Source organism: Mesorhizobium sp. RIZ17 (assembly GCF_051127865.1).
Taxonomy (GTDB): domain Bacteria; phylum Pseudomonadota; class Alphaproteobacteria; order Rhizobiales; family Rhizobiaceae; genus Mesorhizobium; species Mesorhizobium humile.
This window is the reverse complement of record NZ_CP147861.1, coordinates 5706433-5731445: the sequence shown is the minus strand read 5'-3', so window position 1 is coordinate 5731445 and position 25013 is coordinate 5706433. Positions and strand designations below refer to the sequence as shown.

Sequence of the window (25013 nt, the reverse complement as noted above, 5' to 3'; positions counted from 1 at the left end):
GAGTCGCTGAACCACCTTGGCCGTTTCTTGTCCCGCAGTTCCGGACGGAAACCGCTATTCCTGGAATTGCTCAGGCGGCTTCCCGCTTCAACGCGGCCTGGTCCTCGGCGCTGGGCCGATGGCCGCGCAGATAGAGCGCGCAGGTCGTGCGCAGCATGGAAGCGAAGTTCGGGATCTGGCCGTTGATCTCGATGGCCTCGTCATAGAGTTTCGAGATGAATTTCGGCGTCGTCAGTCCCTGGCTGTCGGCGATCTCGTCAAGCAGATCCCAGAACGTCGCCTCGAGCTGGATGCTGGTCGAATGACCGTCGATACGGATCGACCTGTTGATCTGCCGATAGCCTTCCGGGTCCTGCCCGGCAAAGACTCTGCACATCGATACCTCCCATTGTTGTTTGTCTTGGGCGCCGATTGGGTTGGCTGGCGCCTTTTTGAACACTGCCTGCGTTTGTCATCTTCGGTCCGATGGCCGGCGACGGCAATCGGACTTTCGTCCTTAAAGCGCCTCGCTCGAAAACCGTTTCGGCGCGACGCGCTTCAAGCCTTTGTTCGCTGCATGCCGGACCCCAAAACGTGGCACGCCTTTGGGCGGCATGCAGCTAAAACTGGAGCGACACTAGCCATTTTCCAGTTCCATGCGTGGTAATCGGCTGCCACCACCTTTTTTCGCCGGCGCGCATAATCGTTTTCGTAAGCACCAGAAGCTGCGGAGACCGATTTGGCGAAGGCGATCCATTCCATGATCCGGGTTCTCGACGAGGCTCGGTCCGTCGATTTCTACAACAAGGCCTTCGGCCTCGAGGTGGCGCAGCGGCTCGATTTCGAGACCTTCACGCTCGTCTATCTCAGCAATGGCGACTCGCCGTTCGAGGTGGAGCTGACCGTGAACAAGGGACGCACCGAGCCATATGCGCTCGGCGACGGCTATGGTCATCTCGCAGTCTCGGTCGCCGATCTCGACAGCGAGCACGACCGGATCGGCGCGCTCGGCCTCAATCCGAAGAAGATCGTCGATTTCAACCGCGACGGAGCGCTGATCGCCCGCTTCTTCTTCATCGAGGATCCCGACGGTTACAAGATCGAGGTCCTGCAGAGAGGGGGGCGCTTCCAATAGGGGATATTGCCGCGCAGAGGCGCGGCGCCAGCAACGGCACTCTCAAGGGTGCGCACAGCAAGCAGGGAGGAAATCATGGTCACAGTCTACGAAAAGAGGCCGGTCGATGAGAAGAAGATTGGGCTTTCGCGGCGCGAGCTTCTCAAGCGCGGCGGCGCGGGCGCGCTGCTCATCATCTCCGGCAGCGCAGTCATCAGCCCCGAACATGCCTGGGGCCTCGAAACCGCGGCGCTGAAGCCCGAGACGATGGCGACGCTCATCCAGATGGCGCGCGACATCTATCCGCACGACCAGGTGCCGGACAAATACTACGCCATTGCCGTCAAGGGTCACGACGAAACGGCCGCCAAGGACCCGGCCCACAAGGAACTGATCGAAAAGGGCATCGCCGAGCTCGACAAGAAGGCCGGCAAGGGCGGCTATCGTGGGCTCGGCTGGGAGGAGGAACGGGTCGCGCTGCTCACCGGCATCGAGAAGACGCCGTTCTTCCAGGCGGTGCGCGGCGGCCTCGTCGTCAGCCTCTACAACCAGAAGGAGGTGTGGCCGATCTTCGGTTACGAAGGCGAGTCCTACTCAAAGGGCGGCTACATCGCGCGCGGGTTCAACGACATCGAGTGGCTCTGAGCCGCTCTGTCTCGAACCGCATTTCGACAGATTTCATGGGAGGAAACCATGGCAGCATCATTTGATCTCAATAACGACGGCGTGGTCGTCATCATCGGTTCCGGCGCCGGCGGCGGCACGCTTGGCAACGAACTGGCGCAGAAAGGCATCGACGTCGTCATCCTCGAGGCGGGCGCCCGCCACGAATATGAGGACTTCATCAACGACGAGTGGGATTCCTTTGCCCAACTTGCCTGGAAGGACAAGCGCACCACCTCGGGCGACTGGCGCGTGGCGAAGGATTTCCCGAACCTGCCGGCCTGGATCGTCAAGTCGGTCGGCGGCTCGACGACACACTGGGCGGGCGCCTCGCTGCGCTTTCAGGAGCATGAATTCAAGGCGGCCACGACCTACGGCAAGGTCAAGGGCGCGAACCTGCTCGACTGGCCGGTGACGCTGGCCGAGATGGAGCCCTATTACGCCAAGGCCGAAGCCAAGATGGGTGTGACAGGCACCAACAACTGGCCGCGGCTGCCTGGCAACAACAACTTCAAGGTGCTCAAGGCCGGCGCCGACAAGCTCGGCTACAAGGAGTGCCATACCGGCAACATGGCCATCAATTCGGTCGAGCGCGACGACCGCAATTCCTGCCAGCAGACCGGCTTCTGCTTCCAGGGCTGCAAATGGGGCGCCAAATGGTCGACGCTCTATACCGAGATCCCGAAGGGCGAAGCGACGGGACATCTGGAGGTCCGGCCGAACTCCATGGCGATCAAGATCAACCATGACGCTTCAGGCAAGGTGACCGGCGTCGTCTACGCCGACAAGGACGGCAAGCTGCAGGAGCAGAAGGCCCGCATCGTCGCGGTCGCCGGCAATTCGATCGAGAGCCCGCGCCTGCTGCTCAATTCGGAATCGAGCAAATTCCCGCACGGGCTTGCCAACTCGTCCGGCCAGGTGGGCAAGAACTACATGCGCCACACCACCGGCTCGGTCTATGCGATCTTCGACAAGCCGGTGCATATGTACCGTGGCACCACCATGGCCGGCATCATCCGCGACGAGGCGCGCCACGATCCCTCGCGCGGCTTCGTCGGCGGCTATGAGATGGAAACGCTGTCGCTCGGCCTGCCGTTCATGGCGGCCTTCCTGAACCCTGGCGGCTGGGGCCGTTCCTTCACCACGGCGCTCGATCATTACGACCATATGGCGGGCCTGTGGATCGTCGGCGAGGACATGCCGCGCGAGGAGAACCGCATCACGCTGCACAAGGACGAAAAGGACGAGCACGGCATGCCGATCGCCGACGTCCATTTCGACGACCATCCGAACGATGAAGCGATGCGCGACCACGCCTACAGCCAAGGCCAGGCGCTCTATGCCGCCGTTGGGGCGACCAGGACCTTCCCGACGCCGCCTTACCCCTCGACCCACAATCTCGGCACCAACCGGATGAGTGAGAAGCCACAGGACGGCGTCGTCAACAAGCACGGCCAGTCGCACGACATCAAGAACCTGTTCGTCTCCGACGGCAGCCAGTTCACCAGCGGCGCGGCGGAGAACCCGACGCTGACCATCGTGACGCTGGCGATCCGCCAGGCCGACTATATCGCAGCCCAGATGTCGGCAAAGACTATTTGACCTCCCGACTGCCTGCTGGCGCGGGACCCGCGAGGGTTCCGCGCCTTTTTTATGCGGGGCTATCTTTTGGTGCAGGTCGAGGCCGTGAAGGCGCCGTCCTGCTGCTTCATGATGATGTCGAAGGAGGGACCGCTCGGGTCGTCCAGCGTCGCCTGCGTCATCGAGATCGAATTGCCGCCGCTGGTGTAGCCGCCGAGCGGACCAAGCCAGGTGATCTCGCCATTGGGGTTCATCTGGTAATTGTAAGGCGGCGGCGCGGCGCCGAAGGTCACCGGGCCGCTATAGAGGCTGCCTTTGATGGTGATCTCGCCCAGGTCGAGGAACAGGCCGAGCAGGTAGACCTCGCAGTGATAGACGCCGTCCGGCAGCTTGCCATCGGCAAAATCGGCGCGGGCGCCGCCGGCGGCGGACACGAGAAGCAGGAAAGTCAGGATCGTGCGCAGGGCCATGACGTTGCTCGTTTGCGCGGCGACCTTGCCCCATTTTGCCATAGGCCCGCAACAGGGCTGATCAGGCTTGCTTTGCCTCTGCGGTGAAAGTTTAGGCATTTTTACTATTTGGGCAAAATCTAGGCAGCGTTGCGTAAACTTTTCTCAACCTGCCGCAACGCAGCGGATGCGAAAACTTTCCCGGCTACCGGATAACAGACTGTAATCTCTTCGTTATCCCGAAATTCCGTTGAGCGCACTCTCGTCTGGCACGTCGCTTGCACAGTCTATGCTGCGATGCAAAACAACCACGCTTGGGAGTGTGTCATATGAGGGGTAACTTCGCGAAAATAACAAAAATCCTGTCGGCGGGCGTCGTCGCGGCCGGTCTGCTGGCATCGGCTTCCGCCAAGGCGGCTGAAGACACGATCAAGGTCGGCATCCTCCATTCGCTGTCGGGGACCATGGCGATTTCGGAGACGACGCTGAAAGACGTCATGCTGATGCTTATCGAAGAGCAAAACGCCAAGGGCGGCCTGCTCGGCAAGAAACTGGAAGCGGTGGTCGTCGATCCGGCGTCCAACTGGCCGCTCTTCGCCGAAAAGGCGCGCGAGCTGATTTCCAAGGACAAGGTCGCGGCCGTGTTCGGTTGCTGGACCTCGGTGTCGCGTAAATCGGTGCTGCCGGTGTTCTCGGAACTCGACAACATCCTGTTCTACCCGGTCCAGTATGAGGGCGAGGAGAGCGAGCGCAACGTCTTCTACACCGGTGCCGCGCCGAACCAGCAGGCCATTCCGGCCGTCGATTACCTGATGAGCGCCGATGGCGGCTCGGTGAAGCGCTGGGTGCTCGAAGGCACCGACTATGTCTATCCGCGCACCACCAACAAGATCCTCGAAGCCTATTTGAAGGCGAAGGGCGTGCCGGCGGAAGACATCATGGTCAACTACACGCCGTTCGGTTTCTCCGACTGGCAGACCGAAGTCTCGGCGATCAAGAAATTCGGCTCGGCCGGCAAGAAGACGGCCGTGGTCTCGACCGTCAACGGCGACGCCAACGTGCCGTTCTACAAGGAACTCGGCAACCAGGGCATCAAGGCCGAGGACATCCCGGTCATGGCATTCTCGGTTGGTGAGGAAGAACTTGCCGGCCTCGACACCAAGCCGCTGGTCGGCCATCTCGCCGCGTGGAACTATTTCGAGAGCGTCAGCACGCCTGAGAACAAGAAGTTCATCGCCGACTGGCACAAGTTCATCAAGAACAACAAGCGCACCACCAACGACCCGATGGAAGCTCACTATATCGGCTTCAACATGTGGGTGAAGGCGGTTGAAAAGGCCGGCACCACCGATCCGGACAAGGTCATCGATGCCATGGTCGGCGTTTCGGTGCCGAACCTGACCGGCGGCTATTCGACGATGATGCCGAACCACCACATCACCAAGCCGGTGCTGATCGGTGAAATCCAGGCCAATGGCCAGTTCCAAACGGTTTCGAAGACGCCGGGCCTGGTGATGGGCGACGAATGGTCCGACTACCTGCCCGACTCCAAGGACCTGATTTCCGATTGGCGCGCGCCACTCGGCTGCGGCAACTTCAACGTCAAAACCGGCAAGTGCGGCGGCAAGGGCACGAACTGATCCTCCCCGGGCTGGACCTTCACGTCCATGCCCAAGACCGCGCGCGTCCGGACAGTTCCTCCACTGTCCGGACGCCCCACTTCAAGCTTCAAGGGTCACCAAAAACCGATGAAGATTTTGCATGCGATTGGCCTGACGCTTTTATTCCTGCTGACGACGCTGTCGTCTTCGGGCGCTGCGGAAGCCGATCTGCGTGCCATCATCGCCAAATTCGCGACAGTAACGGACTTTTCCGAGACGGGAACAGTCGTTCAAGAGTTGACGGCCACAGGCGATCCGGCTGTCGAACGGCCGCTTGCTGCATTGGCGGACGGCAATCTTTACATTCGTACGGCCGACTCGATGGTGTTTGTCGGCAAGGAAGGCGACGAGAACATCCAGCTTTTCGACCCTCTGAGCGGCGAGGCAGCAGGCGAGGCCTCCGAGGACGACATAACCAAGATCAGCGTCAACAACACGTTGCGCCGCACTATCCGCGATGCATTGGGCACGTTGACGCTTGGTTCCAAGGATCCGACTGTCCGCATCGCCGCCGCAGACACAATGTTCAAGACACCGGACGCCGCCAATATCAGCCCGCTCGACGCAGCCATCGCCAGCGAAAGCGTGGCGAGCGTCAAGGCTTTGTTGGAACAGGCGCGTGCCGCTTCCATTCTGGTTTCAGACAAGCCCGATGCAGACAAGCTCGCCGCAATCGCCGTGATCGGTGCGCGTGGCGACCGTAGCGCGGTTTCGCTGCTCACCTCGGTCGAGGCCAACGCCTCTGGAGCAGTCAAGGAAGCCGCGACAGCTGCAATCGCAGGCATCAATTCGACGTTGGCCTTTTGGGATGCCGGACAGAACATCTGGTACGGCATTTCGCTGGGTTCCGTGCTGCTGCTGGCCGCGATCGGGCTCGCCATCACCTTCGGCGTCATGGGCGTCATCAACATGGCACATGGCGAGATGGTGATGCTTGGCGCCTACACCACCTTCGTCGTCCAGCAGGTGATCCGCACCTCGTTCCCTGGCCTGTTCGACTGGTCGCTGGTCATCGCGCTGCCGCTCGCCTTCCTTGTGGCAGGGCTGGTCGGTCTTGCCATCGAGCGCGGCATCATCCGGTTCCTCTATGGCCGGCCGCTGGAAACGCTTCTGGCTACCTGGGGCGTCTCGCTGATCCTGCAGCAGGCGGTGCGCACGATTTTCGGGCCGACCAACCAGGAGGTAGGCAACCCGTCCTGGATGTCCGGCTCGTTCGACGTCGGCCAACTGGCCATCACCTGGAACCGACTCTGGATCCTGGTTTTCGCGCTCACCGTCTTCGGCGTGTTGCTCTATGTGATGAAGCGCACGCCCTGGGGCCTACAGATGCGCGCCGTCACCGCCAATCGGCGCATGGCCGCCTCGATGGGCATCAGGACGCCGTGGGTCGACGCGCTGACCTTCGCGCTGGGATCCGGCATCGCCGGCATTGCCGGCGTGGCGCTCAGCCAGATCGACAACGTCTCGCCCAATCTCGGCCGCGGCTACATCATCGACAGCTTCATGGTCGTGGTCTTCGGCGGCGTCGGCAATCTGTGGGGCACGCTGGTCGGCGCCTTCTCGCTCGGTATCGTCAACAAGTTCCTCGAGCCCTATGCCGGCGCGGTGCTCGGCAAGATCGTCGTGCTGGTGCTGATCATCCTGTTCATCCAGAAGCGCCCGCGCGGCCTGTTCGCGCTCAAGGGCAGGGCGGTGGAAGCATGATCGCGCAGCGCTTCCTTTCCGCCGACTGCCGCATCGCCGCCACGATCCTCGCCTTGCTCGCAGCCGCCATCGTCGTGCCGCTGCTCAACCTGGCGGTGTCGCCGCAAAGCGCCTTCTACATCCCGCCCTACATCGTGGCGTTGGTCGGCAAATATCTGTGCTACGCGCTGCTGGCGCTCGCGCTCGATCTGGTCTGGGGCTATTGCGGCATCCTTTCGCTCGGCCACGGCGCCTTCTTCGCGCTCGGCGGCTATGCGATGGGCATGTATCTGATGCGCCAGATCGGCTCGCGCGGCGTCTACGGCAATCCGATCCTGCCGGATTTCATGGTGTTCCTGAACTACAAGGAACTGCCCTGGTTCTGGCACGGCTTCGATCATTTCTGGTTCGCGGTGCTCATGGTGCTGGCGGTGCCGGGCCTGCTCGCCTTCGTTTTCGGCTGGTTCGCCTTTCGCAGCCGCGTCACCGGCGTCTATCTGTCGATCATCACCCAGGCGATGACCTATGCGCTGCTGCTCGCCTTCTTCCGCAACGACATGGGGTTCGGCGGCAACAACGGCCTGACCGACTTCAAGGATATTCTGGGCTTCAACGTGCAGGCCGATGCGACGCGCTCGGCGCTGTTTGCGGCGAGCGCCGTCACGCTGGCGCTCGCCGTCTTCGTCACCGCGGCGATCGTGCGCTCCAAATACGGCAAGCTGCTGATGGCGGTGCGCGATGCCGAGAGCCGCACCCGCTTCCTTGGCTGGCGGGCCGAGAACGTCAAGCTCTTCGCCTTCACCGTCTCGGCCATCATGGCCGGCATCGCCGGCGCGCTTTACGTGCCGCAGGTCGGCATCATCAATCCGGGCGAGTTCGAGCCGTCGAATTCGATCGAGGTGGTGATCTGGACCGCCGTCGGCGGGCGCGGCACCATCGTCGGGCCGATCATTGGCGCGCTGTTGGTCAATGCCGGCAAGTCCTGGTTCACCGGCGTGCTGCCGGAATTCTGGCTGTTCGCGCTGGGCGGGCTGTTCGTCGCCGTCACGCTGCTTTTGCCTAAGGGCATCGTCGGAATGTGGGACGGCTGGCGCGGCAAGGCGAGGGCGCTGCGCGCCGCTTCGCTCGCGGCCGAAGCCGGCGCCGATCCACAGGCGCCGGAGCCAAAGATCGTGCGCTCGGCGGCGAGAACACCGGGCGCCTGGTCGACCGCCGGCGCCGAACCGCAGCCGGCGGAGTGAGCGATCATGAACAAGTCGAATACCATCCTCTATCTCGACGGCGTTTCGGTTTCCTTCGACGGCTTTCGCGCCATCAACAATCTGTCGCTGGTGCTCGACAAGGGCGAGATGCGCGCGATCATCGGACCCAACGGCGCCGGCAAGACGACGATGATGGACATCGTCACCGGCAAGACGCGGCCGGACGAGGGCGAGGTGTTCTTCGACGGCCAGGTCGATCTTACCCGGCATGACGAGGCCGAGATCGCCATGATGGGCATCGGCCGCAAGTTCCAGAAGCCGACCGTCTTCGAGAGCCACAGCGTCGAGGACAATCTCATGCTGGCGCTGAAGGGACCGCGCTCGATCTTCCCGGCGCTGTTCCATCGCCGCTCGGCGACCGAGACGCGGCGCATCGACGACATACTCGGCGTCATCCGTCTCGGCGACAAGCGTGACGAGTTCGCCGCCAATCTCAGCCACGGCCAGAAGCAATGGCTGGAGATCGGCATGCTGCTTGCGCAGGATCCGAAGCTACTGCTCGTTGACGAGCCGGTCGCCGGCATGACCGATGCCGAGACCGAGGAGACCGCGCGCCTGCTCAAGGACATCGCGCGCGACCATTCGGTGGTCGTCGTCGAGCACGACATGCATTTCGTGCGCGAGCTCGGCGTCAAGGTCACCTGCCTGCACGAGGGCTCGGTGCTGTCGGAAGGCACGCTCGATTTCGTTTCGGCGGACGAGCGGGTCGTCGAAGTCTATCTGGGGCGCTGAGCATGGTCTGGCGGGTTTCGTTCCACCGTTTCGATTTCGCTTTTCTGAAGCGCTGGCGAAGGGGCTGACCATGCTCGAGGTCTCCAACGCCACGCTGCATTACGGCGCCGCCCAGGCGCTGCGCGGCGTTTCGCTGAAGGCCGGCGCCGGCAAGATCACTTGCGTGCTCGGCCGCAACGGCGTCGGCAAGACCAGTTTGATGAGATCGATCGTCGGCCATCACCGGCTGACGAGCGGAAGCGTTGCCTTCGAGGGGAAGGCGCTCGACCGGAGCGCGGCGTATGATCGCGCCCGGTCGGGCATCGCATTCGTGCCGCAGGGCAGGGAGGTTTTTCCCCTGCTGACGGTGCGCGAGAACCTGGAATCCGGTTTCGCGCCGCTCAGGCGTGCCGACCGTAATGTTCCAGCGCATGTCTTCGAGCTGTTCCCGGTCTTGAAGCAGATGCTGTCGCGCCGCGGCGGCGACCTTTCCGGCGGGCAGCAGCAGCAGCTCGCCATCGGTCGGGCACTGGTGATGCGGCCGAAGCTCCTGGTGCTCGACGAGCCGACCGAAGGCATCCAGCCTTCGATCATCAAGGATATCGGTCGCGCCATCCGGTATCTGCGTGACCAGGCGGGGATCGCCGTGCTTCTGGTCGAGCAATATCTCGACTTCTGCCGGGAGCTTGCCGACGAGGTCAACATCATGGATCGCGGCCAGATCGTGCATACCGGTCCCGCCGAGGACCTCGACCGCGCGGATGTGCGGAAGTTCCTGACAGTCTAGAATCGTCGCTCGACTTCGGCTGACACCGCGAACCGATAGCAAGCCCAATATTTCTCTCCGTCGGCTCTGCGCAACTCTGGTGCGCCGAATACCGCATGCTAGTCTTTTCTTGGCCTTGGTGAGTCGGCCGCTTTCCGTATCAGTCGCGAATGAGGGGGAAGGCGCGCGGACACCGCCCGCAAGTTCCACGCAAGCAAGCCTGCTTAGCTTTCCCCGCAGTGATTGTCGGTCAATGCGTCCAAAAAGAATCTTGCCAGGGGACGGCGATGGAACGTTTTGTCGAGGACTACCAGAAGCGGCGCCTGACCGAGCGCGTCGATATCATGACCGCGATCAACATCCTGATGTCGCAAGGCTATGACGAGGATCATCTGCTGGATGAGATTACCAAGGTCTTCTACGTCGATCTCGACGCTTTCAACGAAGTGATCTCACACCATTGAGAGTTCGCACGCCGCGGTAGAATTCAACCGGCGCGACGAAAATCCAGGACGCGGTTGCGGCCGCCACGCTTGGCCGCATAGAGCGCCTTGTCGGCCGCGCTGAGCACCTTGTCGAAGCTCATGCCGTCCGCGCTGCCGAAGGCGAAGCCGGCGCTCACCGTGCAGCGCAATGGCCCGGTCTCGGTCTCCACCGTGCGCGCGGCGAAGGCGGACCTGACACGTTCGGCCGTCGCCTCGGCTGTCTCAGGCAACGTACGCCTCAACACCATGGCGAATTCCTCGCCGCCCATGCGGGCGACGGAGTCGCCCGGGCGCAGATCGGCGGAAAGCACTTCGGCGAAGACCTTCAGTACCTCGTCTCCAGCGGCGTGACCGAACTGGTCGTTGACCGCCTTGAAGCCGTCGAGGTCAAACACCACCACGGCCGTGAAGGCGCCGACGGCTGTCTTGCCGTGCAGGTCGAACAAGGCGCGGCGGTTGAGCAGCCCGGTCAAGGCATCGGTTTGCGCCTCGCGTTGATGATGGCGGGCAAGCCGGCCCTGGTTGAGCGCCAGCGACAAGGCGCCGATGCCGGTCATGGAGGCGATGACGATGACGAGGCTCAGATCCTCCGCCCAGTTGCTCGGTGCATGGCCGAGGACGAGCTTGCCGTCCCATGCCAGCACGGCCGCGCACAGCACGAAGGATACGGCGGTCAGCGAATAGAGCAGCGACACGCCAATGAGATGGACGGGTGCTTCCGCGCGACCCCGCCAATATTCATACGCGGTGCCGAACAGGAGCAGCGCGGCCAGCGCATTCTCCAGAATGAAGCCCAGGCCGTCATAGCCGAGCGCCATCGGCGGCAGGGCCAGCGCGAAGGACAAGCCCGCGCCAAGCGCGATCCGCGGCACGGGCGAGCGTCTTGTCCTGTATTGGTAAGCGGCACCCAGCATGACCGAAAAGCCGAGCAGCAGCAGCGCCAGCGTCAGCACGCCAAGCGCCGCTCCGGGCTGCTTGATATAGGCGTCATAGGCAAAGACCTCGACCACCACGACCAGCACGCTGATCGCCCAGGTCAGCAGGAACCTGTCCGAACGCGCGGTCAGCCAGGTGCCGAACAGCGTGAGGCTGAGGCAGGCGGCGGAGAAGCCGACGGCCAGAAGCAATGAATTGTAGTCGAGCAGCATGTAGGCTTCCTTGCCGCCGCCGGGCTTCTGCAACCTGGCGTAGGTCCATTAGTGCAGCAAGGAAGTATCGATTACGTTACGACAGCGATGAGGGCGCCATAATTCCGCAACGTCAGAGGACCGCCATCGACAGCAACAGGAGGATGCCGACCGCCATCATCAGCAGACCGGGCCAATTCTGCGACAGGCCGAGGAAACCGAGTCCGCGCCGCCGCGGCTCCAGTGTCGGGCCCGGTGTTGCCAGGTTCGGCGCCGGGCGATCCGGCGTTGTTGGTGCTGGGTCACTCAGTCGTCCGCGCCTCAGAGCGGCGCCTGCCATGTACACGATGCCGGCGACCGTAAGCAACGCACCGAGGATGACGGTCATCTTTCCTCGCTCCTTTCCGACGCAGCGGGATTTGGCGAGCGTTTTGCGAGGCGTCAACCTCGCCGTACCGGCCCTCGGCGGTGTCCTGCGGCCGGCGGTTGAGACCAGAACGGTCAAGATGGCCGGCAGGTTCCGACAAGCCAGCCGCCGATAGCGCCGCGTCGCCCCGGCAAAGCTCAAGCGTGGGAATAAAGGGCTGGGTAGCTCTAATGCATATCGCTCAGAAGTGTGCAGCGGCGACGCGCTCTAGGCTGCCACCCGTTTCATCAGCGCCATCGCGCCGAAAGGCGCGCGCACCTTGCCCTCGGTGATGAAGTAGACGAACACGTCACGCGGCTTAACCGGTGCGTCGGTCTTCGGATCGGCGCGCAGCAGGTCGGCTGGTTGCTTGCCCTCCGCCCAGGTCTTCACGCGTCCCGCCCATTCGTCGAGGCCTTTCGGCGTGTAGCAATCGGGGTTGTCGTCGCTGCCGGTCTGCAGCCGCGCATAGACGAAATCGCCGGTGACGTCGGCGATCGCCGGATATTTGGCGTGGTCGGCATAGACGATCGCGGCCTTGTATTTTCGGGCGAGCGCCGGAAACTCGGGCACGACGAAACTGTCATGGCGCACTTCCAGCGCGTGGCGCAAAGGCACGCCGTCCTGCTTCTCGGGCAGAAGTTTCAGAAAAGCTTCGAAATCGTCGGCGTCGAATTTCTTGGTCGGCGCGAATTGCCAGAGAATCGGGCCGAGCTTCTCGCCGAGCGCGGCGACGCCGGAGCCGAGGAAGCGCATCATCGATTCACCTGCTTCGCCGAGCACCCTGCGGTTGGTGACGAAGCGGTTGCCCTTGAGCGAGAAGACGAAACCCTCCGGCGCGTCATTGGCCCATTTGACGAAGGTCGGTTCCTTGAAGCTGGAATAATAGGTGCCGTTGACCTCGATGCTCGGCACCTGACGGCTGGCGTAGTGCAGCTGCTTGGCCTTGGCGAGTTTTTCCGGATAGAAGGACGTATCCCAGGGCTCGAAAGTCCAGCCGCCCATGCCGGAGCGGATCTTTCCTTGGCTCATCGTCTTCCTCCTCCGTTTTGAAATGCAATCAGGCTGCTTTATCGACCGGCTTCACCATGTCGACCAGCGTCCATCCTGGCCGGTACGGGTTGGCCCGGCGACCCGTTTCGCGATAGCCATAGGCCGCATAGAGCGCGATGTTCCGCTCCATGCGCGAATTGGTGTAGAGCCGCACCTCCGGCACGCCCCATGACCGCGCCTGCTCCTCGGCGAAGTCGAGCAATTTGATGCCGAGCTTCCTGCCCTGGAAAGCCGGCGCGACGGCGACACTGAAGATCATGGCGTGGTCGGAATGACGCTCGAGCACGATCAACCCGGCGAGCTTTGTGTCTTCTTCCAGCAGCCAGACCTCACCGCGCTCGATGCGCGGCGTGTAGTCCTCGGTGACCGGGACCGGGGGTCCGCCGAAGATCGGCGTGTAAGGCGCATAGGCTTCGGCGGTCAGTGCGACGATGGCGGTGAGATCGTCGGGGCGGGCAAGTCTCACGATTGATCCACCCCGGCAGCAGCCGCGACAACCTTTTTCATGCCTGCGGCAATCGCCGCGACGGCGTCGCGGCTGGCGTTGCCAAGTCCATGCCGTTCGGCGAGCCACCGCGCATCATTGTAGGACAACCAGACCTTGCCGTTCTCGTCTTCCCAGGCCAGCGCCTTGATCGGCAGATCGATGCCCGCAAACTGGCGGTCCTGCATCAGCGGCGTGCCGCCCTTCGGATGGCCGAAGATCAGCAATTCGGTCGGTCGCAGTGGCGCGCCGACCTCATGCGCGCCGGCGGCATGGTCGATCCGCGCGAAGACGCGCAGCCCGGCGCCAGTGACCGTCTCGACCAGCCGATCGATGGTTTCACCGACACCGAAGCGGCTTTCGATGGAGACTAGGCCGTTACCTGCCATCACTCGGCCGCTTCGCGTTTGCCTCCGGGGCGCCGTTCCAGAAGCTCCTTGAGGAACTGGCCGGTGTAGCTGCGCTTCTCGCGCACGATCGCTTCCGGTGTGCCCGATGCCACCAGTTCGCCGCCGCCGTCACCGCCTTCTGGGCCGAGATCGAGCACCCAGTCGGCGGTTTTTATCACCTCGAGATTGTGCTCGATGACAACCACCGTGTTGCCCTGGTCAACCAGTTCGTGCAGCACTTCGAGCAGCTTCGCCACGTCGTGGAAATGCAGGCCGGTGGTCGGCTCGTCGAGGATGTAGAGCGTCTTGCCGGTCGCCTTGCGCGACAGTTCCTTGGCGAGCTTGATGCGCTGCGCCTCGCCGCCCGACAGCGTCGTCGCCTGCTGGCCGATATGGATATAGCCGAGGCCGACCTGGTTCAGCGTTTCCAGCTTGTCGCGAACGCCAGGCACCGCCGCGAAGAAATCGACGCCTTCCTCGACCGTCATGTCGAGCACGTCGGCGATCGACTTGCCCTTGAACAACACGTCGAGCGTCTCGCGGTTGTAGCGCTTGCCGTGGCAGACGTCGCAGGTGACGTAGACATCGGGCAGGAAGTGCATCTCGATCTTGATGACGCCGTCGCCCTGACAGGCCTCGCAGCGGCCGCCCTTTACGTTGAAGGAGAAGCGGCCCGGCTGATAGCCGCGCGCCTTCGCCTCCGGCAGGCCCGCGAACCAGTCGCGGATCGGCGTGAAGGCGCCGGTGTAAGTGGCCGGGTTCGAGCGCGGGGTTCGTCCAATCGGCGACTGGTCGATGTCGATGACCTTGTCGAGGAATTCCAGCCCCTCGATACGGTCGTGCTCGGCCGGATGCTCGCGCGAGCCCATGATGCGGCGCGAGGCCGCCTTGAACAGCGTCTCGATCAGGAAGGTCGACTTGCCGCCGCCTGAGACACCGGTAACGGCAGTGAAGGTGCCGAGCGGGATCTCCGCGGTCACGTTCTTCAGATTGTTGCCGCGCGCGCCGACGATCTTCAGCCGCCGGTTTTTCTTGGCCTCGCGCCGCACGCCAGGCGTCGCCACTTCGAGCGCGCCCGACAGATATTTGCCGGTGATCGAATTGGGATTGGCCATCACCTGCTGCGGCGTGCCCTGCGCGATGATCTCGCCGCCATGGATGCCGGCGGCCGGACCCATATCGACGACATAGTCGGCATGCAGGATGGCGTCCTCGTCATGCTCGACGACGATGACCGTGTTACCGATGTCACGCAGGTGCTTAAGCGTGTCGAGCAGGCGCGTGTTGTCGCGCTGGTGCAGGCCGATGGACGGTTCGTCCAGCACATAGAGCACGCCGGTAAGGCCGGAGCCGATCTGCGAGGCCAGGCGAATGCGCTGGCTCTCGCCGCCCGACAGCGTGCCGGAGTTGCGCGACAGCGTCAGGTAGTCGAGGCCGACATCGTTGAGGAAGCGCAGGCGCTCGCGGATTTCCTTGAGCACGCGGACCGCGATCTCGTTCTGCTTCTCGTTGAGCTGCGCCGGCAGATCGGTGAACCACTGGTCGGCCTTGCGGATCGACTGCTCGGTGACTTCGCCGATATGCTTGCCGCCGATCTTCACCGCCAGGGCCTCGGGCTTCAACCGGTAGCCGTTGCAGGCGGGGCAAGGGGTGGCCGACATGAAGCGCTCGATCTCCTCGCGCATCCAGGCCGATTCCGTTTCCTTCCAGCGCCGGTCGAGATTGGGGATGACGCCCTCGAAAGTCTTGGTCGTCTTGTAGGAGCGCAGGCCGTCATCATATTGGAAGGTAATCTCGCGCTCGCCGGTGCCATGCAGCACGGCTTCTTTAGCCTCCGCACTCAGATCCTTGAACTTGTCGCCGAGCTTGAAGCCATAGGCCTTGCCGAGCGCTTCCAGCGTCTGCGCGTAATAGGGCGAGCTCGATTTCGCCCACGGGCTGATGGCGCCATCGCGCAGCGAGACGTTCTCGTCCGGCACGACGAGGTTGGGATCGATGGCGCGCTGGCTGCCGAGGCCATCGCAGGTCGGGCAAGCGCCGAACGGATTGTTGAAGGAGAACAGCCTCGGCTCGATCTCGGGAATGGTGAAGCCGGATACCGGGCAGGCGAATTTTTCCGAGAACAGGATGCGCTCATGCGTCTCGTTCTTCGACTTGTTGACGGCATCGTCGCCGGTCTGGCTGGCATCGAGCGGCCGGTCGGCAAACTCGGCCACCGCCAGGCCCTCGGCGAGCTTCAACGCCGTTTCCATCGAATCCGCGAGCCGCGTCGCCAGGTCGCCGCGCACGACGATGCGGTCGACCACCACGTCGATGTCGTGCTTGTACTTCTTGTCCAGCGCCGGCACGTCGGCGATCTCGTAGAAGACACCGTCGACCTTGACGCGCTGAAAGCCCTTCTTCTGCAGTTCCAGCAGTTCCTTGCGGTACTCGCCCTTGCGGCCGCGCACGATCGGCGCCAAGAGGAACAGGCGCGTGCCTTCGTCCAGGGCCAGCACGCGGTCGACCATCTGGCTGACCGTCTGGCTCTCGATCGGCAGGCCGGTAGCCGGCGAATAGGGGATGCCGACGCGCGCGAACAGCAGCCGCATGTAGTCGTAGATTTCGGTGACGGTGCCGACCGTCGAGCGCGGGTTCTTCGAAGTGGTCTTCTGCTCGATCGAGATGGCGGGCGACAGGCCATCGATCTGGTCGACATCCGGTTTCTGCATCATCTCCAGGAACTGGCGGGCATAGGCCGACAGGCTCTCGACATAACGGCGCTGGCCCTCGGCATAGATGGTGTCGAAGGCGAGCGACGACTTGCCCGAGCCCGACAGGCCGGTCATGACGATCAGGCTGTCGCGCGGCAGGTCGAGATCGACGTTCTTGAGATTGTGTTCGCGCGCCCCGCGAACGGAAAGGTATTTATGGTCGGCCATCGCCGGTCGCCGCCTCAGATCTGGAATTTGCTGGATTGGGCGGGTTTGTCCCGGCCATCCCTTATGTAGGTTGTTTTGCCGCCGCGTCGAGAGACGCCACAATCTCGACGGAAGAAGCCAATGATGGGTTTAACCGTCTTTCGCGCGAGCGGGCAAGCGGAAAGAACAAAGGTCGAACACGCTCCTGACAAAGCGTTGTGGAAACAGCCGCGTTGGGCGCTGTGGAAACAGTCGCCCTAAGCGTTATCGAAAGCGTTGTGGAAACAAGTGCCGCCGATACCCGGCTCGTTGATCCACAAAGACGCTGGACTTACCTGTACGTAACCTCCGCGCGATCACATTTTTCGGTAACCGGCTATTCAACGGTTGACGTGCCAGGCCCTGGGGAGCAGTCTCGAAGGCGTCAACGAAGCCGGCCGTCTTTCGATGGCCTCGCCGCCCAACAGGCGGCCTGCGAGACGCCGCAGGCGATAGCGATTTGCGCTTCGAACGACATTGTCGCAACGGACCCAGGAGCGGAGCATGACGCCACCGGACAGTCCCTTGAGGCTCCACACGGAGATGGAGCCGCGGCGGGCATAAGTGCCAGGGCAGACTTGAAACGCCAGCCCGACAAACCGTGACTCGCCGATTCCCAACAATCAGAGACGATAGTCGGATCGTCGGCTGAACGCCGCGTTGCATCCGAAATCAAACGCCGGCTGTCCACTCCCGGCTAAAGTTGGATTTCAGATCCATGAAGCCCCATCCATCTGCCAAGCAGGGATGGGGCTTACATTTTGTGGCACTGCTTTGTGACACTGCCAGGTTCGCAGTTGGCCGGAGCCTTCGCAACGTCGTCATTCTAGGGCGGAGCGACGCGAAGCGTAGCGCAGACCCTAGGATCCATGCCGTTACCTCAGCCGAGGGGCACAACGGTGCAAAATTCTGCACCGTCGCATCGCATTGGCGTAACGGCATGGCAACTGTGTTCACGCAAACGCAGTTTTGTCGCGAATGATAGCGTTGAGGACGACCAAGAGCTTCCTTGCGACGGCGATGATGGCGAGCTTCTTGGAGCCCGACCGGGCAGCAAGGGCTGTGTAGAAGGACTTGAACCGGTCGCAGGTTCTGATGGCCGTGAGGGCTGCCATATAGAGGGCGCGGCGCACGCGTGATCGCCCGCCTTGGATCTGGCTCCTGCGGTTGAGCTTGCCGCTCTTGTTGTCGAACGGGGCAAGGCCGACGAGTGCTGCGATCGCCTTGGGTGAGCGCTGGCCGAGCTCGGGCAGGAGCGCCAGCAGCGAGAGCGCGCCGACCTTGGAGACACCGGGCACGGAGACCATCAGCGCATGGTCGCGAGCGGTGTCCTGGTTTTGACGAATGACTTCGGCAATCTGGCTCTCGAACGCCTTGATGCGCGTGTCGAGGAAGGCGATCGTCTCTTCCAGATCGGCAATGACGACCTCCTCGAAAGCCTCGGCGAGGTGCTTCTTCAGCGCTGCCCGCATATTGACCAAGTGATCGCGGTGGCCGGCAAGCGATTGAAGCCGCTCGACTTCTTCGCTCGGCGCCGGCTCGGCTTCAGGGCTATAGCGACGGCCGTAGTCGCTCAGCATCCTGGCATCGAGAGGATCGGTCTTGGCGCGCCGGCGCGTCGACTTCGAATAGTGGTGGGTATGGGCCGGGTTGTGCCGCGAGAACGGCACGCCGGCCTTGGCCAGCGCATGGCGCAGGAGCCGGTCATGCACCCCTGTCGCCTCCATGACGACGAAGTCCCGACTGGGATCAAGACCCGCCACATAGGCCGCGATCGCATCGGCCTGGTTGTCGATGCGCCGAAGACGGCCGCTTGTCTCATCAAAAAAGTCGAGCCACTGCTTGGAGATGTCGCAGCCGACATAGTTCTGGGCTATCATGTCCACGCCTCTTCCTGTGGTGCGGGGTCTGCTTCGAACAGCCCCGTGCAACTGTTCAGGTTGATGGTTCACCGGTGGGAAGGGACCGGGCCATGCCACGGCCTGTCCGAAAGGACGACCAGGATCCACTCGGTCTCCTTCCCACTTCAACCATACACCAGAACCAACACACAGGATTCTATGGTCTACACCGCGTCGCTTCGCTCCTTGCTTCGCCATAGAATGACGAGTTGAGAAGCGCCTCGGCCAATCGCCACAGGGCGCTGACAGTGCTAAGGGGACACACCCAATCCGGCAAAATTTCTGTGCAGGATGATCAGTGGTTCGGCAGCTTCATGCCGCCCGTTGCCATGTCGATCGTTATGCTGCCGCCGATCCTGACATCGGTATTGCCGATTTTGAACGTGCCGTCGTTGCCGGCTGGCAGCGCGTCGTCCGGTTCCGGTTGCGGCGCCGGCTTGGCGATGCGGTAGTCGCCGCTGACGCCCGGCAGTTTCTGCGACGAGTTGTCGTCGGCAAAGGCGAAGCCAGCCATCAGCACGCCGGCAAGCGCGGCGAGGGCAGCGCACAAATGCCTGGATTGAAGCGGATTGGTCATGCGCGGACTATAGGGATGCGGCTGGGGCGATGCCAGACGCGCGGCAATCAAATTGCCGCGTGTTTGTCGTCAGGCCGCCTTCTTGCGCGTGTCGTAGACGTGGTCGACGAGGCCCCATTCCTTGGCTTCCGCCGCGCTCATGAAATAGTCGCGGTCGAGCGTGCGTTCGACCTCCTCGTAGCTGCGGCCGCAATGCCTGGCATAGAGCTCGGTCATATGCTGCTTGGTGCGCACGATGTCCTCGGCATGGCGCTGGATGTCGGAGGCCTGGCCCTGGAAGCCGCCAAGCGGCTGATGCAGCACTATCCTCGTGTTGGGCAGCGCGATGCGCCGCCCCAGGGCACCTGCCATCAACAGGAAGGAGCCCATCGAGGCGGCAAAACCCATACACACCGTCGAGACCGGGCACGAGATGTACTGCATCGTGTCGTAGATGGCGAAGCCGCTGGTCACCATGCCACCCGGCGAGTTGATGTAGAGCGAGATCTCCTTGTCGGGATGGTCCGATTCCAGCGACAGAAGCTGGGCGCAGACCAGCGCCGAGACGTTGTCGTTGATCTCGCCGTTGATGAAGACGATGCGCTCGCGCAGCAGCCGCGAAAAGATATCGAAGGAGCGCTCGCCGCGGCTCGACTGTTCGATGACCATCGGCACCAGATTGGCAATGCTCATGACGGGTTTCCTCGGTTCTCTTTTGATCAGGCCGCGCGCAGCATCATTGAGGGCGCATTGGCGGCGATCGGATTCCTGCGCGCGTCGAGCGAAAGCCCGCATCCGGCGCCGGCAATGGCAACGGGCTCAGCCACCCGCACGAAGCCGTCATGGACGATGCTGAGATGCGTGCCGCCCGAGGCAGTGCGCGCCAGCGTGAAGGTGACGACGCTATCGAAAGCGGGCAGCCGGCTGGCATCATCGGCACCGGGCCGCTCGCGCCACGAATAGCGCAGCACCCTGCCGGGCTCGGCCTCGAGCACCTCGCATTCGATCGGCGCATCCGGTCCGGCAAAGGCGAAGCGGGTGCCGGCCTTAGCCATCATGTCGTTCGGCATCAGCCAGGCGGCGAGCAGTTCCGGTTCGGTCAGCGCGCGCCAGACTTTTTCCGGCGGCTCGGCAAGCTCGCATTCGAAGCTGAGCGGCACGTCGGCCGTTGTTGGGTTCTTTCTCTTGGTCATTGGTCCATTCCCTTCAGAACCGTCTTCAACTTCTCGATGCGTTCCGGCCAGAAGGCGCGGTAGCGTTCGATCCAGCCGAGCAGCGGGTCGAGCCCTTGCGGATCGGCGCGATAATAGGCGTTGCGGCCGGCGCGTCGCTCGACCACCAGACCGGCGCCGCGCAGCACGGCAAGGTGCTGCGAGACCGCCGGCTGCGACACGCTCATGCCGGCGCGCAGCTCGCTCACGCTCATCTCGCTGGCGGTAAGCCGCTCGTAAACGGCGCGCCGTGTCGGGTCGGCGAGCGCCCGGAAAATCTCTGCTTCGATCATGGATAAAGCATAAGTCGATACTTATTGATTTGGCAAGCCTCCATTTGATCGCCATATCAAGGAGCATGTTCAGCCAAGGCCTTTGCTGACATTCCTTGACAGAAAGGGCGGTCGCGACTAGAACGAAAAGAGAACAAAAACCTTGTGGGAAAAGCCAGCCTTTGCGGGCGGCGGCGACCCGCAGGCTGTAAGGTGAGCGACTTAAAATTTGTTTCGGATGAGCGCGGAGAAATAAGATGGCGGGTAGCGTCAACAAGGTCATTCTGGTCGGCAATCTTGGGGCGGACCCTGAAATCCGCCGCCTGAATTCCGGTGATCCGGTCGTCAACATCCGTATCGCCACGTCGGAAAGCTGGCGCGACAAGAACTCGGGCGAGCGTAAGGAAAAGACCGAGTGGCATAATGTCGTCATCTTCAACGACCAGCTCGCCAAGGTGGCGGAGCAGTATTTGAAGAAGGGCATGAAGGTCTATGTCGAGGGCCAGTTGCAGACCCGCAAATGGCAGGACCAGACCGGTGCCGACAAATACACGACCGAGGTCGTGCTGCAAAAGTTCCGTGGCGAATTGCAGATGCTTGACGCGCGCGGCGAGGGCGGCGGCGGCCAGGTCGGCAACTATTCCGGCGGCGGCAGCAGCCGTGGCTCGGATTTCGGCCAGTCCGGCCCGAATGAAGGTTTCAGCCGCGGCGGCGGCGGTGGCTCCAGGGGCGGCGGTGGCGGTGGCTCGTCGCGCGAGCTGGACGACGAGATCCCGTTCTAAGCGTCTGGTCGTTTGAGGGGAAGGCGCGATGTCGCTCGGACCGCTTCTGTCGGCGCCGCCTCCCATTCCATGGCATGCCTTCGCGGCCTTGGCCGCGTTGGCGGTGGGCGGCGCCCAGCTGGCGCTGCCGAAAGGGACGATGCGTCACCGCGTGCTGGGTTATGCCTGGGTGGCGCTGATGCTGGTCATCGCCATATCGAGCTTCTGGATCCAGCAGATCCGGCTCATCGGTCCGTTCAGCCCGATCCATCTGTTGTCGATCCTGGTGCTGATTACGGTGCCGCTAGCGGTCTGGCACGCGCATAACCATCGGGTGGCAAAGCATCGTAAGGTGATGATCTCGCTGTATGTCTTTGCACTGATTGGCGCGGGCGTTTTCACGTTGCTGCCCGGCCGGATCATGCACGCCGTGGTGTTTGGCCAATAAGGCGGCCAGCTCAGTAAGGAAGATCATCGTGAAAGCACGTGTCAAATGGGTCGAGGAACGCACTTTTGTCGGCGAATCCGGCAGCGGCCACAAAGTGGTGCTGGGCACCGCGCACGGACCGGACGGCAAGACGCCGGGACCGAGCCCGATGGAGCTGGTGCTGATCGGCACCGGCGGCTGCTCGGCCTTTGACGTCGTCCACATCCTCGAGAAAGGCCGCGAGGCGGTCGAGCATTGCGTGGTCGAGCTCGATGCCGATCGGGCCGAGACCGATCCCAAAGTGTTCACCCGTATCCACATGCATTTCATCGTCAAGGGCCGCGCGCTGTCGCACGACAAGGTGAAGCGCGCGATCGATCTGTCGATCCAGAAATACTGCTCGGCCAGCGCCATGATGGCGAAGACGGCGACGATCACGCATGACTTCGAGGTGGTCGATACGGCGGCGAAGTAGGCAGTAGGCAGTAGGCAGTAGGCGGTAGGCAGTAGGCAGTAGGCAGTAGGCAGTAGGGCGACTGCTTCGCAGCCGGTTAGGCCGCCATCAGCGCCCTGACGCCGTCGGCCACGAACTGCACCGCCAATGCCGCCAGGATGACGCCCAGCAGCCTGGTCAGGATCGAGCGGCCGGTCTGGCCGAGGATGCGGTCGATGCGTTCGGACAGCACGAACACCAGATAGGTGATGACGAGGCAGAGGAAGATGATGCCGACCAGCGCTGCCTGGGCGGCAAAGCCTTCAAAATGGCCCGACAAAAGCACAGTCGCCGAAATCGCGCCCGGACCGGCGATCAGCGGGATCGCCAGCGGGAAGGCGGCGATGTTGTGGATCATGTCCTTGGTGATGGCGACGTCGCCGATCTTCTCCTTGCGGTCCTGGCGGCGCTCGAACACCATCTCGAAGGCGATGAAGAACAACAGAAAGCCGCCGGCGACGCGGAAGGCCGGCAGCGTTATGCCGAACACCGAAAGGATCGAGGCGCCGGCAACCGCAAACAGCGCCATGACCAGGAAGCCGATCACCGAAGCGCGCACCGAGACCTGCTGACGCTCCTCGCGGTTCATGCCGCGCGTCACGGCGAGGAAGAGCGGCGCCAGGCCCGGCGGGTCGATGGTCACCAGTATGGTGACGAAGGCGTTGAACAGGCTGTCGAAACTCGGCATCGCTGGTCCCCTCCCGCCGGGCGAAGCCAGGCTACCAATTGGTAGAGCAAAGCCGGGGCGCTGAAAACAGCGCGGAAGAGGAAATCAGCCGGCTATTCGGGCCTGCCGCAATAGGCCTCCAGGCGGTAGCCGTCCGGGTCGATGACGAAGGCGGCGTAATAGTTGTCTCCATAGGCCGCTCGGAGCCCAGGCGGGCCATTGTCCTTACCGCCTTGGCGCAATGCCGCGGCATGAAAAGCGTCAACGCTGGCGCGCGTCGGCGCCGCGAAACAGAAATGCAGGCCAGACTCCGTTTCGGCCGGAACCGGCCGCCCGGCGTCGTTCACCCAAAGCTGGATCGCTTGGGCGCCGTAGCCGAGGGAACCGGGCGACTGGCTTAGACAGGAATAGCCGAGCGGCTTGAGCGCCGCGTCGTAGAAGGGTTTCGAAGCGCCCGCGTCGCGGACGCCGATCGAGATGTGGTCAAGCATTGTTTCCTCCATGATTACAATTGGTTGGTCGCTCAGGCTGGAGTCGCGCGACGGGCCAGGAATTCGACCTCCATGCGCCAGGTTGAGCCGCCGTCATGCGAGCGTTCGCCGAGCCAGCGGAACGAATTCCCGGTGATGCGTGAAAAGCTCCAGCGCACCGAGGCACCGGTGCCGTCGGCGCCGATCTGGACGGTCGTCTCGCCCTCGGCGCGGCCTTGCTGCCGGCTGTAATACTGGTTGCGCGGATCGCTCCAGAAGATGTGCCACGTGTCGGCGGCGGGATCGTAGACGCGCAATGTCGTGCCGTAGAAGGTCCATGGCCCGAGCGACGGGGAGGGGCCCGCATCGCGCGCGGGCAGGATCCAGACATCCTGCACGGCGCGGCCTTCGAGAACCCAGCCGAAATGCACCTCGCCGCGACCCGTGAGCCTGGTTCCATCCTCGAGAATGCGCGTGGCGTCGAATGTCCAGGCGCCGATGAAGCGGCCATAGAGCTTGAGTTTTTCGGCGAGATCTGGATTGGGCCTGTCGCTGTGCAGGGCCTCGGCAAAAGGATCGGTCATTGTTGCGGCCTCGTTTGTCAGGAGAGGCCAAGCAATAGGGGCGCAGCAGGGTTCTTCGCTTGGGAAAAATTGCTATCTTTTCGCCATGACGACCACCCAGAGAACTTTTGCTTCCGGGCATGGCTGGCAGGTGTCCGACGTGGTGTGCGCTGCGGTCGCCGGCGACAGGCCATTCGAGGAAGAGCATCGCAGCTTCTGCGTCGCTGCCGTGACCAGAGGCACGTTCCGCTATCGCACGCGCCAAGGCACGGCGATGCTGGCGCCGGGCGCCATCCTGCTCGGCAATCCCGGCGCCTGCTATGAATGCGGCCATGAGCACGGCGCCGGTGACCGCTGCATCTCCTTCCATTTCTCGCCGGCCTATCTGGAGCGCGTTCTGGCCGACTTGCCGGGCGTGACACGGCTCGGCTTTGCCGATCCGCGCCTGCCGCCCTTGCCGGCGCTGGCGCCTTTGCTCGCCGAGGCGGAAGCCGCGCGGGAAACGGGCGACGGCGAAGCGTTCGAGGAACTCGGCCTGCGCATCGCCGGCGCGGTCGCCCTAGCCGCGGCCGGATCTTCCACGACTGCCCGGACACCCAGCCGCCGCGACCAGAAACGCGTTGCCGAGGCGGTGCGCCTGATCGAAATCAACGCCGATCGACCCTTGTCGCTGACCGAGCTGGCCGACGGCACGGCCACCAGCCCTTTTCATTTCCTGCGCATTTTCCGGCACGTCGCCGGCATGACGCCCTATCAATTCCTGCTGAGGACGAGGCTGCATCGGGCCGCGGTGCGACTGCGCGCGTCGAACGCCGCGATCTCGACGATCGCGTTCGATGCCGGTTTCAGCGACCTGTCGACCTTCAACCGCCGCTTCCGGCGCGAAATGGGAGAAAATCCCGGCGCCTATCGCTCCCGCCGCGCGGGCCAATGAGGTTTG

General features: G+C 63.0%; 29 protein-coding genes. 13 read left to right on the top strand and 16 right to left on the bottom strand.

The genetic code is table 11. The features are described 5' to 3' along the window. Window positions 1–70: 70 nt before the first annotated feature. The gene (locus tag WDX12_RS27945) at window positions 71–376 is read right to left on the bottom strand and encodes a ribbon-helix-helix domain-containing protein (protein ID WP_320295788.1); all 306 of its coding nucleotides are present in this window, start codon (window positions 374–376) and stop codon (window positions 71–73) included. Window positions 377–718: 342 nt separating this feature from the next. Between WDX12_RS27945 and WDX12_RS27940 the strand changes: the two genes are divergently transcribed. The 3 genes from WDX12_RS27940 to WDX12_RS27930 all read left to right on the top strand — a co-directional run bounded on the left by WDX12_RS27940 (window position 719) and on the right by WDX12_RS27930 (window position 3358). Then, window positions 719–1114 carry a VOC family protein gene (locus WDX12_RS27940; protein WP_434722744.1) on the top strand — a complete coding sequence of 132 codons (396 nt, stop codon included), beginning with the start codon at window positions 719–721 and terminating at the stop codon, window positions 1112–1114. A 75-nt stretch (window positions 1115–1189) separates the two neighbouring features. Then, the gene (locus tag WDX12_RS27935; RefSeq protein ID WP_320295785.1) at window positions 1190–1738 is read left to right on the top strand and encodes a gluconate 2-dehydrogenase subunit 3 family protein; all 549 of its coding nucleotides are present in this window, start codon (window positions 1190–1192) and stop codon (window positions 1736–1738) included. 48 nt (window positions 1739–1786) lie between these two features. Next, window positions 1787–3358 carry a GMC family oxidoreductase gene (locus WDX12_RS27930; RefSeq protein ID WP_434722743.1) on the top strand — a complete coding sequence of 524 codons (1572 nt, stop codon included), beginning with the start codon at window positions 1787–1789 and terminating at the stop codon, window positions 3356–3358. A gap of 59 nt (window positions 3359–3417) precedes the next feature. Here the strand turns inward: WDX12_RS27930 and WDX12_RS27925 are convergent, their stop codons facing one another. After that, window positions 3418–3807 (bottom strand): hypothetical protein, encoded by a 390-nt coding sequence (locus WDX12_RS27925; RefSeq protein ID WP_320295783.1) that lies wholly within the window; start codon window positions 3805–3807, stop codon window positions 3418–3420. Between the two features lie 308 nt (window positions 3808–4115). Here WDX12_RS27925 and urtA point away from each other — a divergent pair, with 308 nt between their 5' ends. From urtA to WDX12_RS27895, 6 genes are all read left to right on the top strand, one after another. Continuing rightward, window positions 4116–5426, top strand: a complete 1311-nt coding sequence (gene urtA / locus WDX12_RS27920; RefSeq protein ID WP_320295782.1) for an urea ABC transporter substrate-binding protein — start codon at window positions 4116–4118, stop codon at window positions 5424–5426. 108 nt (window positions 5427–5534) lie between these two features. Next, a complete protein-coding gene (urtB, locus tag WDX12_RS27915) occupies window positions 5535–7151 on the top strand; it encodes an urea ABC transporter permease subunit UrtB (protein ID WP_434722742.1) in 1617 nt (538 codons plus the stop codon). Beyond that, window positions 7148–8371 carry an urea ABC transporter permease subunit UrtC gene (gene urtC / locus WDX12_RS27910; RefSeq protein ID WP_434722741.1) on the top strand — a complete coding sequence of 408 codons (1224 nt, stop codon included), beginning with the start codon at window positions 7148–7150 and terminating at the stop codon, window positions 8369–8371. Before urtB ends, urtC begins: the two co-directional genes overlap by 4 nt. Before the next feature lie 6 nt (window positions 8372–8377). Then, on the top strand, window positions 8378–9124 hold the full coding sequence (urtD, locus tag WDX12_RS27905; RefSeq protein ID WP_320295779.1) for an urea ABC transporter ATP-binding protein UrtD: 747 nt from the start codon (window positions 8378–8380) through the stop codon (window positions 9122–9124). A 70-nt stretch (window positions 9125–9194) separates the two neighbouring features. Beyond that, window positions 9195–9890, top strand: a complete 696-nt coding sequence (gene urtE / locus WDX12_RS27900; protein ID WP_140830182.1) for an urea ABC transporter ATP-binding subunit UrtE — start codon at window positions 9195–9197, stop codon at window positions 9888–9890. A gap of 266 nt (window positions 9891–10156) precedes the next feature. Beyond that, a complete protein-coding gene (locus WDX12_RS27895; RefSeq protein WP_095765283.1) occupies window positions 10157–10333 on the top strand; it encodes a hypothetical protein in 177 nt (58 codons plus the stop codon). Between the two features lie 23 nt (window positions 10334–10356). Here WDX12_RS27895 and WDX12_RS27890 read toward each other — a convergent pair whose 3' ends face one another. The 11 genes from WDX12_RS27890 to WDX12_RS27840 form a co-directional block, all read right to left on the bottom strand. After that, a complete protein-coding gene (locus WDX12_RS27890) occupies window positions 10357–11502 on the bottom strand; it encodes a diguanylate cyclase (protein ID WP_434725717.1) in 1146 nt (381 codons plus the stop codon). A 112-nt stretch (window positions 11503–11614) separates the two neighbouring features. After that, window positions 11615–11869 carry a hypothetical protein gene (locus tag WDX12_RS27885; protein ID WP_434722740.1) on the bottom strand — a complete coding sequence of 85 codons (255 nt, stop codon included), beginning with the start codon at window positions 11867–11869 and terminating at the stop codon, window positions 11615–11617. Between the two features lie 246 nt (window positions 11870–12115). Further along, on the bottom strand, window positions 12116–12919 hold the full coding sequence (locus WDX12_RS27880; protein ID WP_434722739.1) for a DUF72 domain-containing protein: 804 nt from the start codon (window positions 12917–12919) through the stop codon (window positions 12116–12118). 28 nt (window positions 12920–12947) lie between these two features. Continuing rightward, window positions 12948–13406: a GNAT family N-acetyltransferase gene (locus WDX12_RS27875; protein WP_434722738.1), complete on the bottom strand. Its 459-nt coding sequence runs from the start codon at window positions 13404–13406 to the stop codon at window positions 12948–12950. Continuing rightward, window positions 13403–13813 (bottom strand): DUF302 domain-containing protein, encoded by a 411-nt coding sequence (locus tag WDX12_RS27870; RefSeq protein ID WP_320295774.1) that lies wholly within the window; start codon window positions 13811–13813, stop codon window positions 13403–13405. The genes WDX12_RS27875 and WDX12_RS27870 overlap by 4 nt, the downstream gene beginning before the upstream one ends. Then, complete coding sequence (gene uvrA, locus WDX12_RS27865) at window positions 13813–16734, bottom strand: excinuclease ABC subunit UvrA (RefSeq protein WP_434722737.1); 2922 nt, start codon at window positions 16732–16734, stop codon at window positions 13813–13815. The genes WDX12_RS27870 and uvrA overlap by 1 nt, the downstream gene beginning before the upstream one ends. A 971-nt stretch (window positions 16735–17705) precedes the next feature. Beyond that, window positions 17706–18632 (bottom strand): IS110 family transposase, encoded by a 927-nt coding sequence (locus WDX12_RS27860; RefSeq protein WP_434725596.1) that lies wholly within the window; start codon window positions 18630–18632, stop codon window positions 17706–17708. A 316-nt stretch (window positions 18633–18948) separates the two neighbouring features. After that, on the bottom strand, window positions 18949–19230 hold the full coding sequence (locus WDX12_RS27855; protein ID WP_434722736.1) for a hypothetical protein: 282 nt from the start codon (window positions 19228–19230) through the stop codon (window positions 18949–18951). Window positions 19231–19299: 69 nt separating this feature from the next. After that, a complete protein-coding gene (locus WDX12_RS27850; protein WP_434722735.1) occupies window positions 19300–19902 on the bottom strand; it encodes an ATP-dependent Clp protease proteolytic subunit in 603 nt (200 codons plus the stop codon). 26 nt (window positions 19903–19928) lie between these two features. Further along, window positions 19929–20402, bottom strand: a complete 474-nt coding sequence (locus WDX12_RS27845; protein WP_434722734.1) for an SRPBCC family protein — start codon at window positions 20400–20402, stop codon at window positions 19929–19931. Continuing rightward, entirely contained in the window at window positions 20399–20713 is a 315-nt protein-coding gene (locus WDX12_RS27840; protein WP_042642786.1) for an ArsR/SmtB family transcription factor, read from the bottom strand. The genes WDX12_RS27845 and WDX12_RS27840 overlap by 4 nt, the downstream gene beginning before the upstream one ends. A gap of 236 nt (window positions 20714–20949) precedes the next feature. On the opposite strand from WDX12_RS27840, the gene WDX12_RS27835 reads away from it, so the two are divergent. Genes WDX12_RS27835 through WDX12_RS27825 form a run of 3 tightly spaced genes read left to right on the top strand, consistent with a single transcriptional unit; the run spans window position 20950 to window position 22355 of the window. After that, window positions 20950–21474: a single-stranded DNA-binding protein gene (locus WDX12_RS27835; protein WP_112098449.1), complete on the top strand. Its 525-nt coding sequence runs from the start codon at window positions 20950–20952 to the stop codon at window positions 21472–21474. 28 nt (window positions 21475–21502) lie between these two features. Then, on the top strand, window positions 21503–21901 hold the full coding sequence (locus WDX12_RS27830; RefSeq protein ID WP_320295769.1) for a DUF2306 domain-containing protein: 399 nt from the start codon (window positions 21503–21505) through the stop codon (window positions 21899–21901). Window positions 21902–21929: 28 nt separating this feature from the next. Next, window positions 21930–22355 carry an OsmC family protein gene (locus WDX12_RS27825; protein ID WP_434722733.1) on the top strand — a complete coding sequence of 142 codons (426 nt, stop codon included), beginning with the start codon at window positions 21930–21932 and terminating at the stop codon, window positions 22353–22355. A gap of 76 nt (window positions 22356–22431) precedes the next feature. Here the strand turns inward: WDX12_RS27825 and WDX12_RS27820 are convergent, their stop codons facing one another. From WDX12_RS27820 to WDX12_RS27810, 3 genes are all read right to left on the bottom strand, one after another. Further along, on the bottom strand, window positions 22432–23061 hold the full coding sequence (locus WDX12_RS27820; protein ID WP_126082577.1) for a MarC family protein: 630 nt from the start codon (window positions 23059–23061) through the stop codon (window positions 22432–22434). Between the two features lie 92 nt (window positions 23062–23153). Next, entirely contained in the window at window positions 23154–23531 is a 378-nt protein-coding gene (locus WDX12_RS27815) for a VOC family protein (protein ID WP_434722732.1), read from the bottom strand. A gap of 32 nt (window positions 23532–23563) precedes the next feature. Next, on the bottom strand, window positions 23564–24094 hold the full coding sequence (locus tag WDX12_RS27810) for a hypothetical protein (protein ID WP_434722731.1): 531 nt from the start codon (window positions 24092–24094) through the stop codon (window positions 23564–23566). An 85-nt stretch (window positions 24095–24179) separates the two neighbouring features. On the opposite strand from WDX12_RS27810, the gene WDX12_RS27805 reads away from it, so the two are divergent. Further along, the gene (locus WDX12_RS27805) at window positions 24180–25007 is read left to right on the top strand and encodes a helix-turn-helix transcriptional regulator (RefSeq protein ID WP_320295765.1); all 828 of its coding nucleotides are present in this window, start codon (window positions 24180–24182) and stop codon (window positions 25005–25007) included. Window positions 25008–25013: the final 6 nt, after the last annotated feature.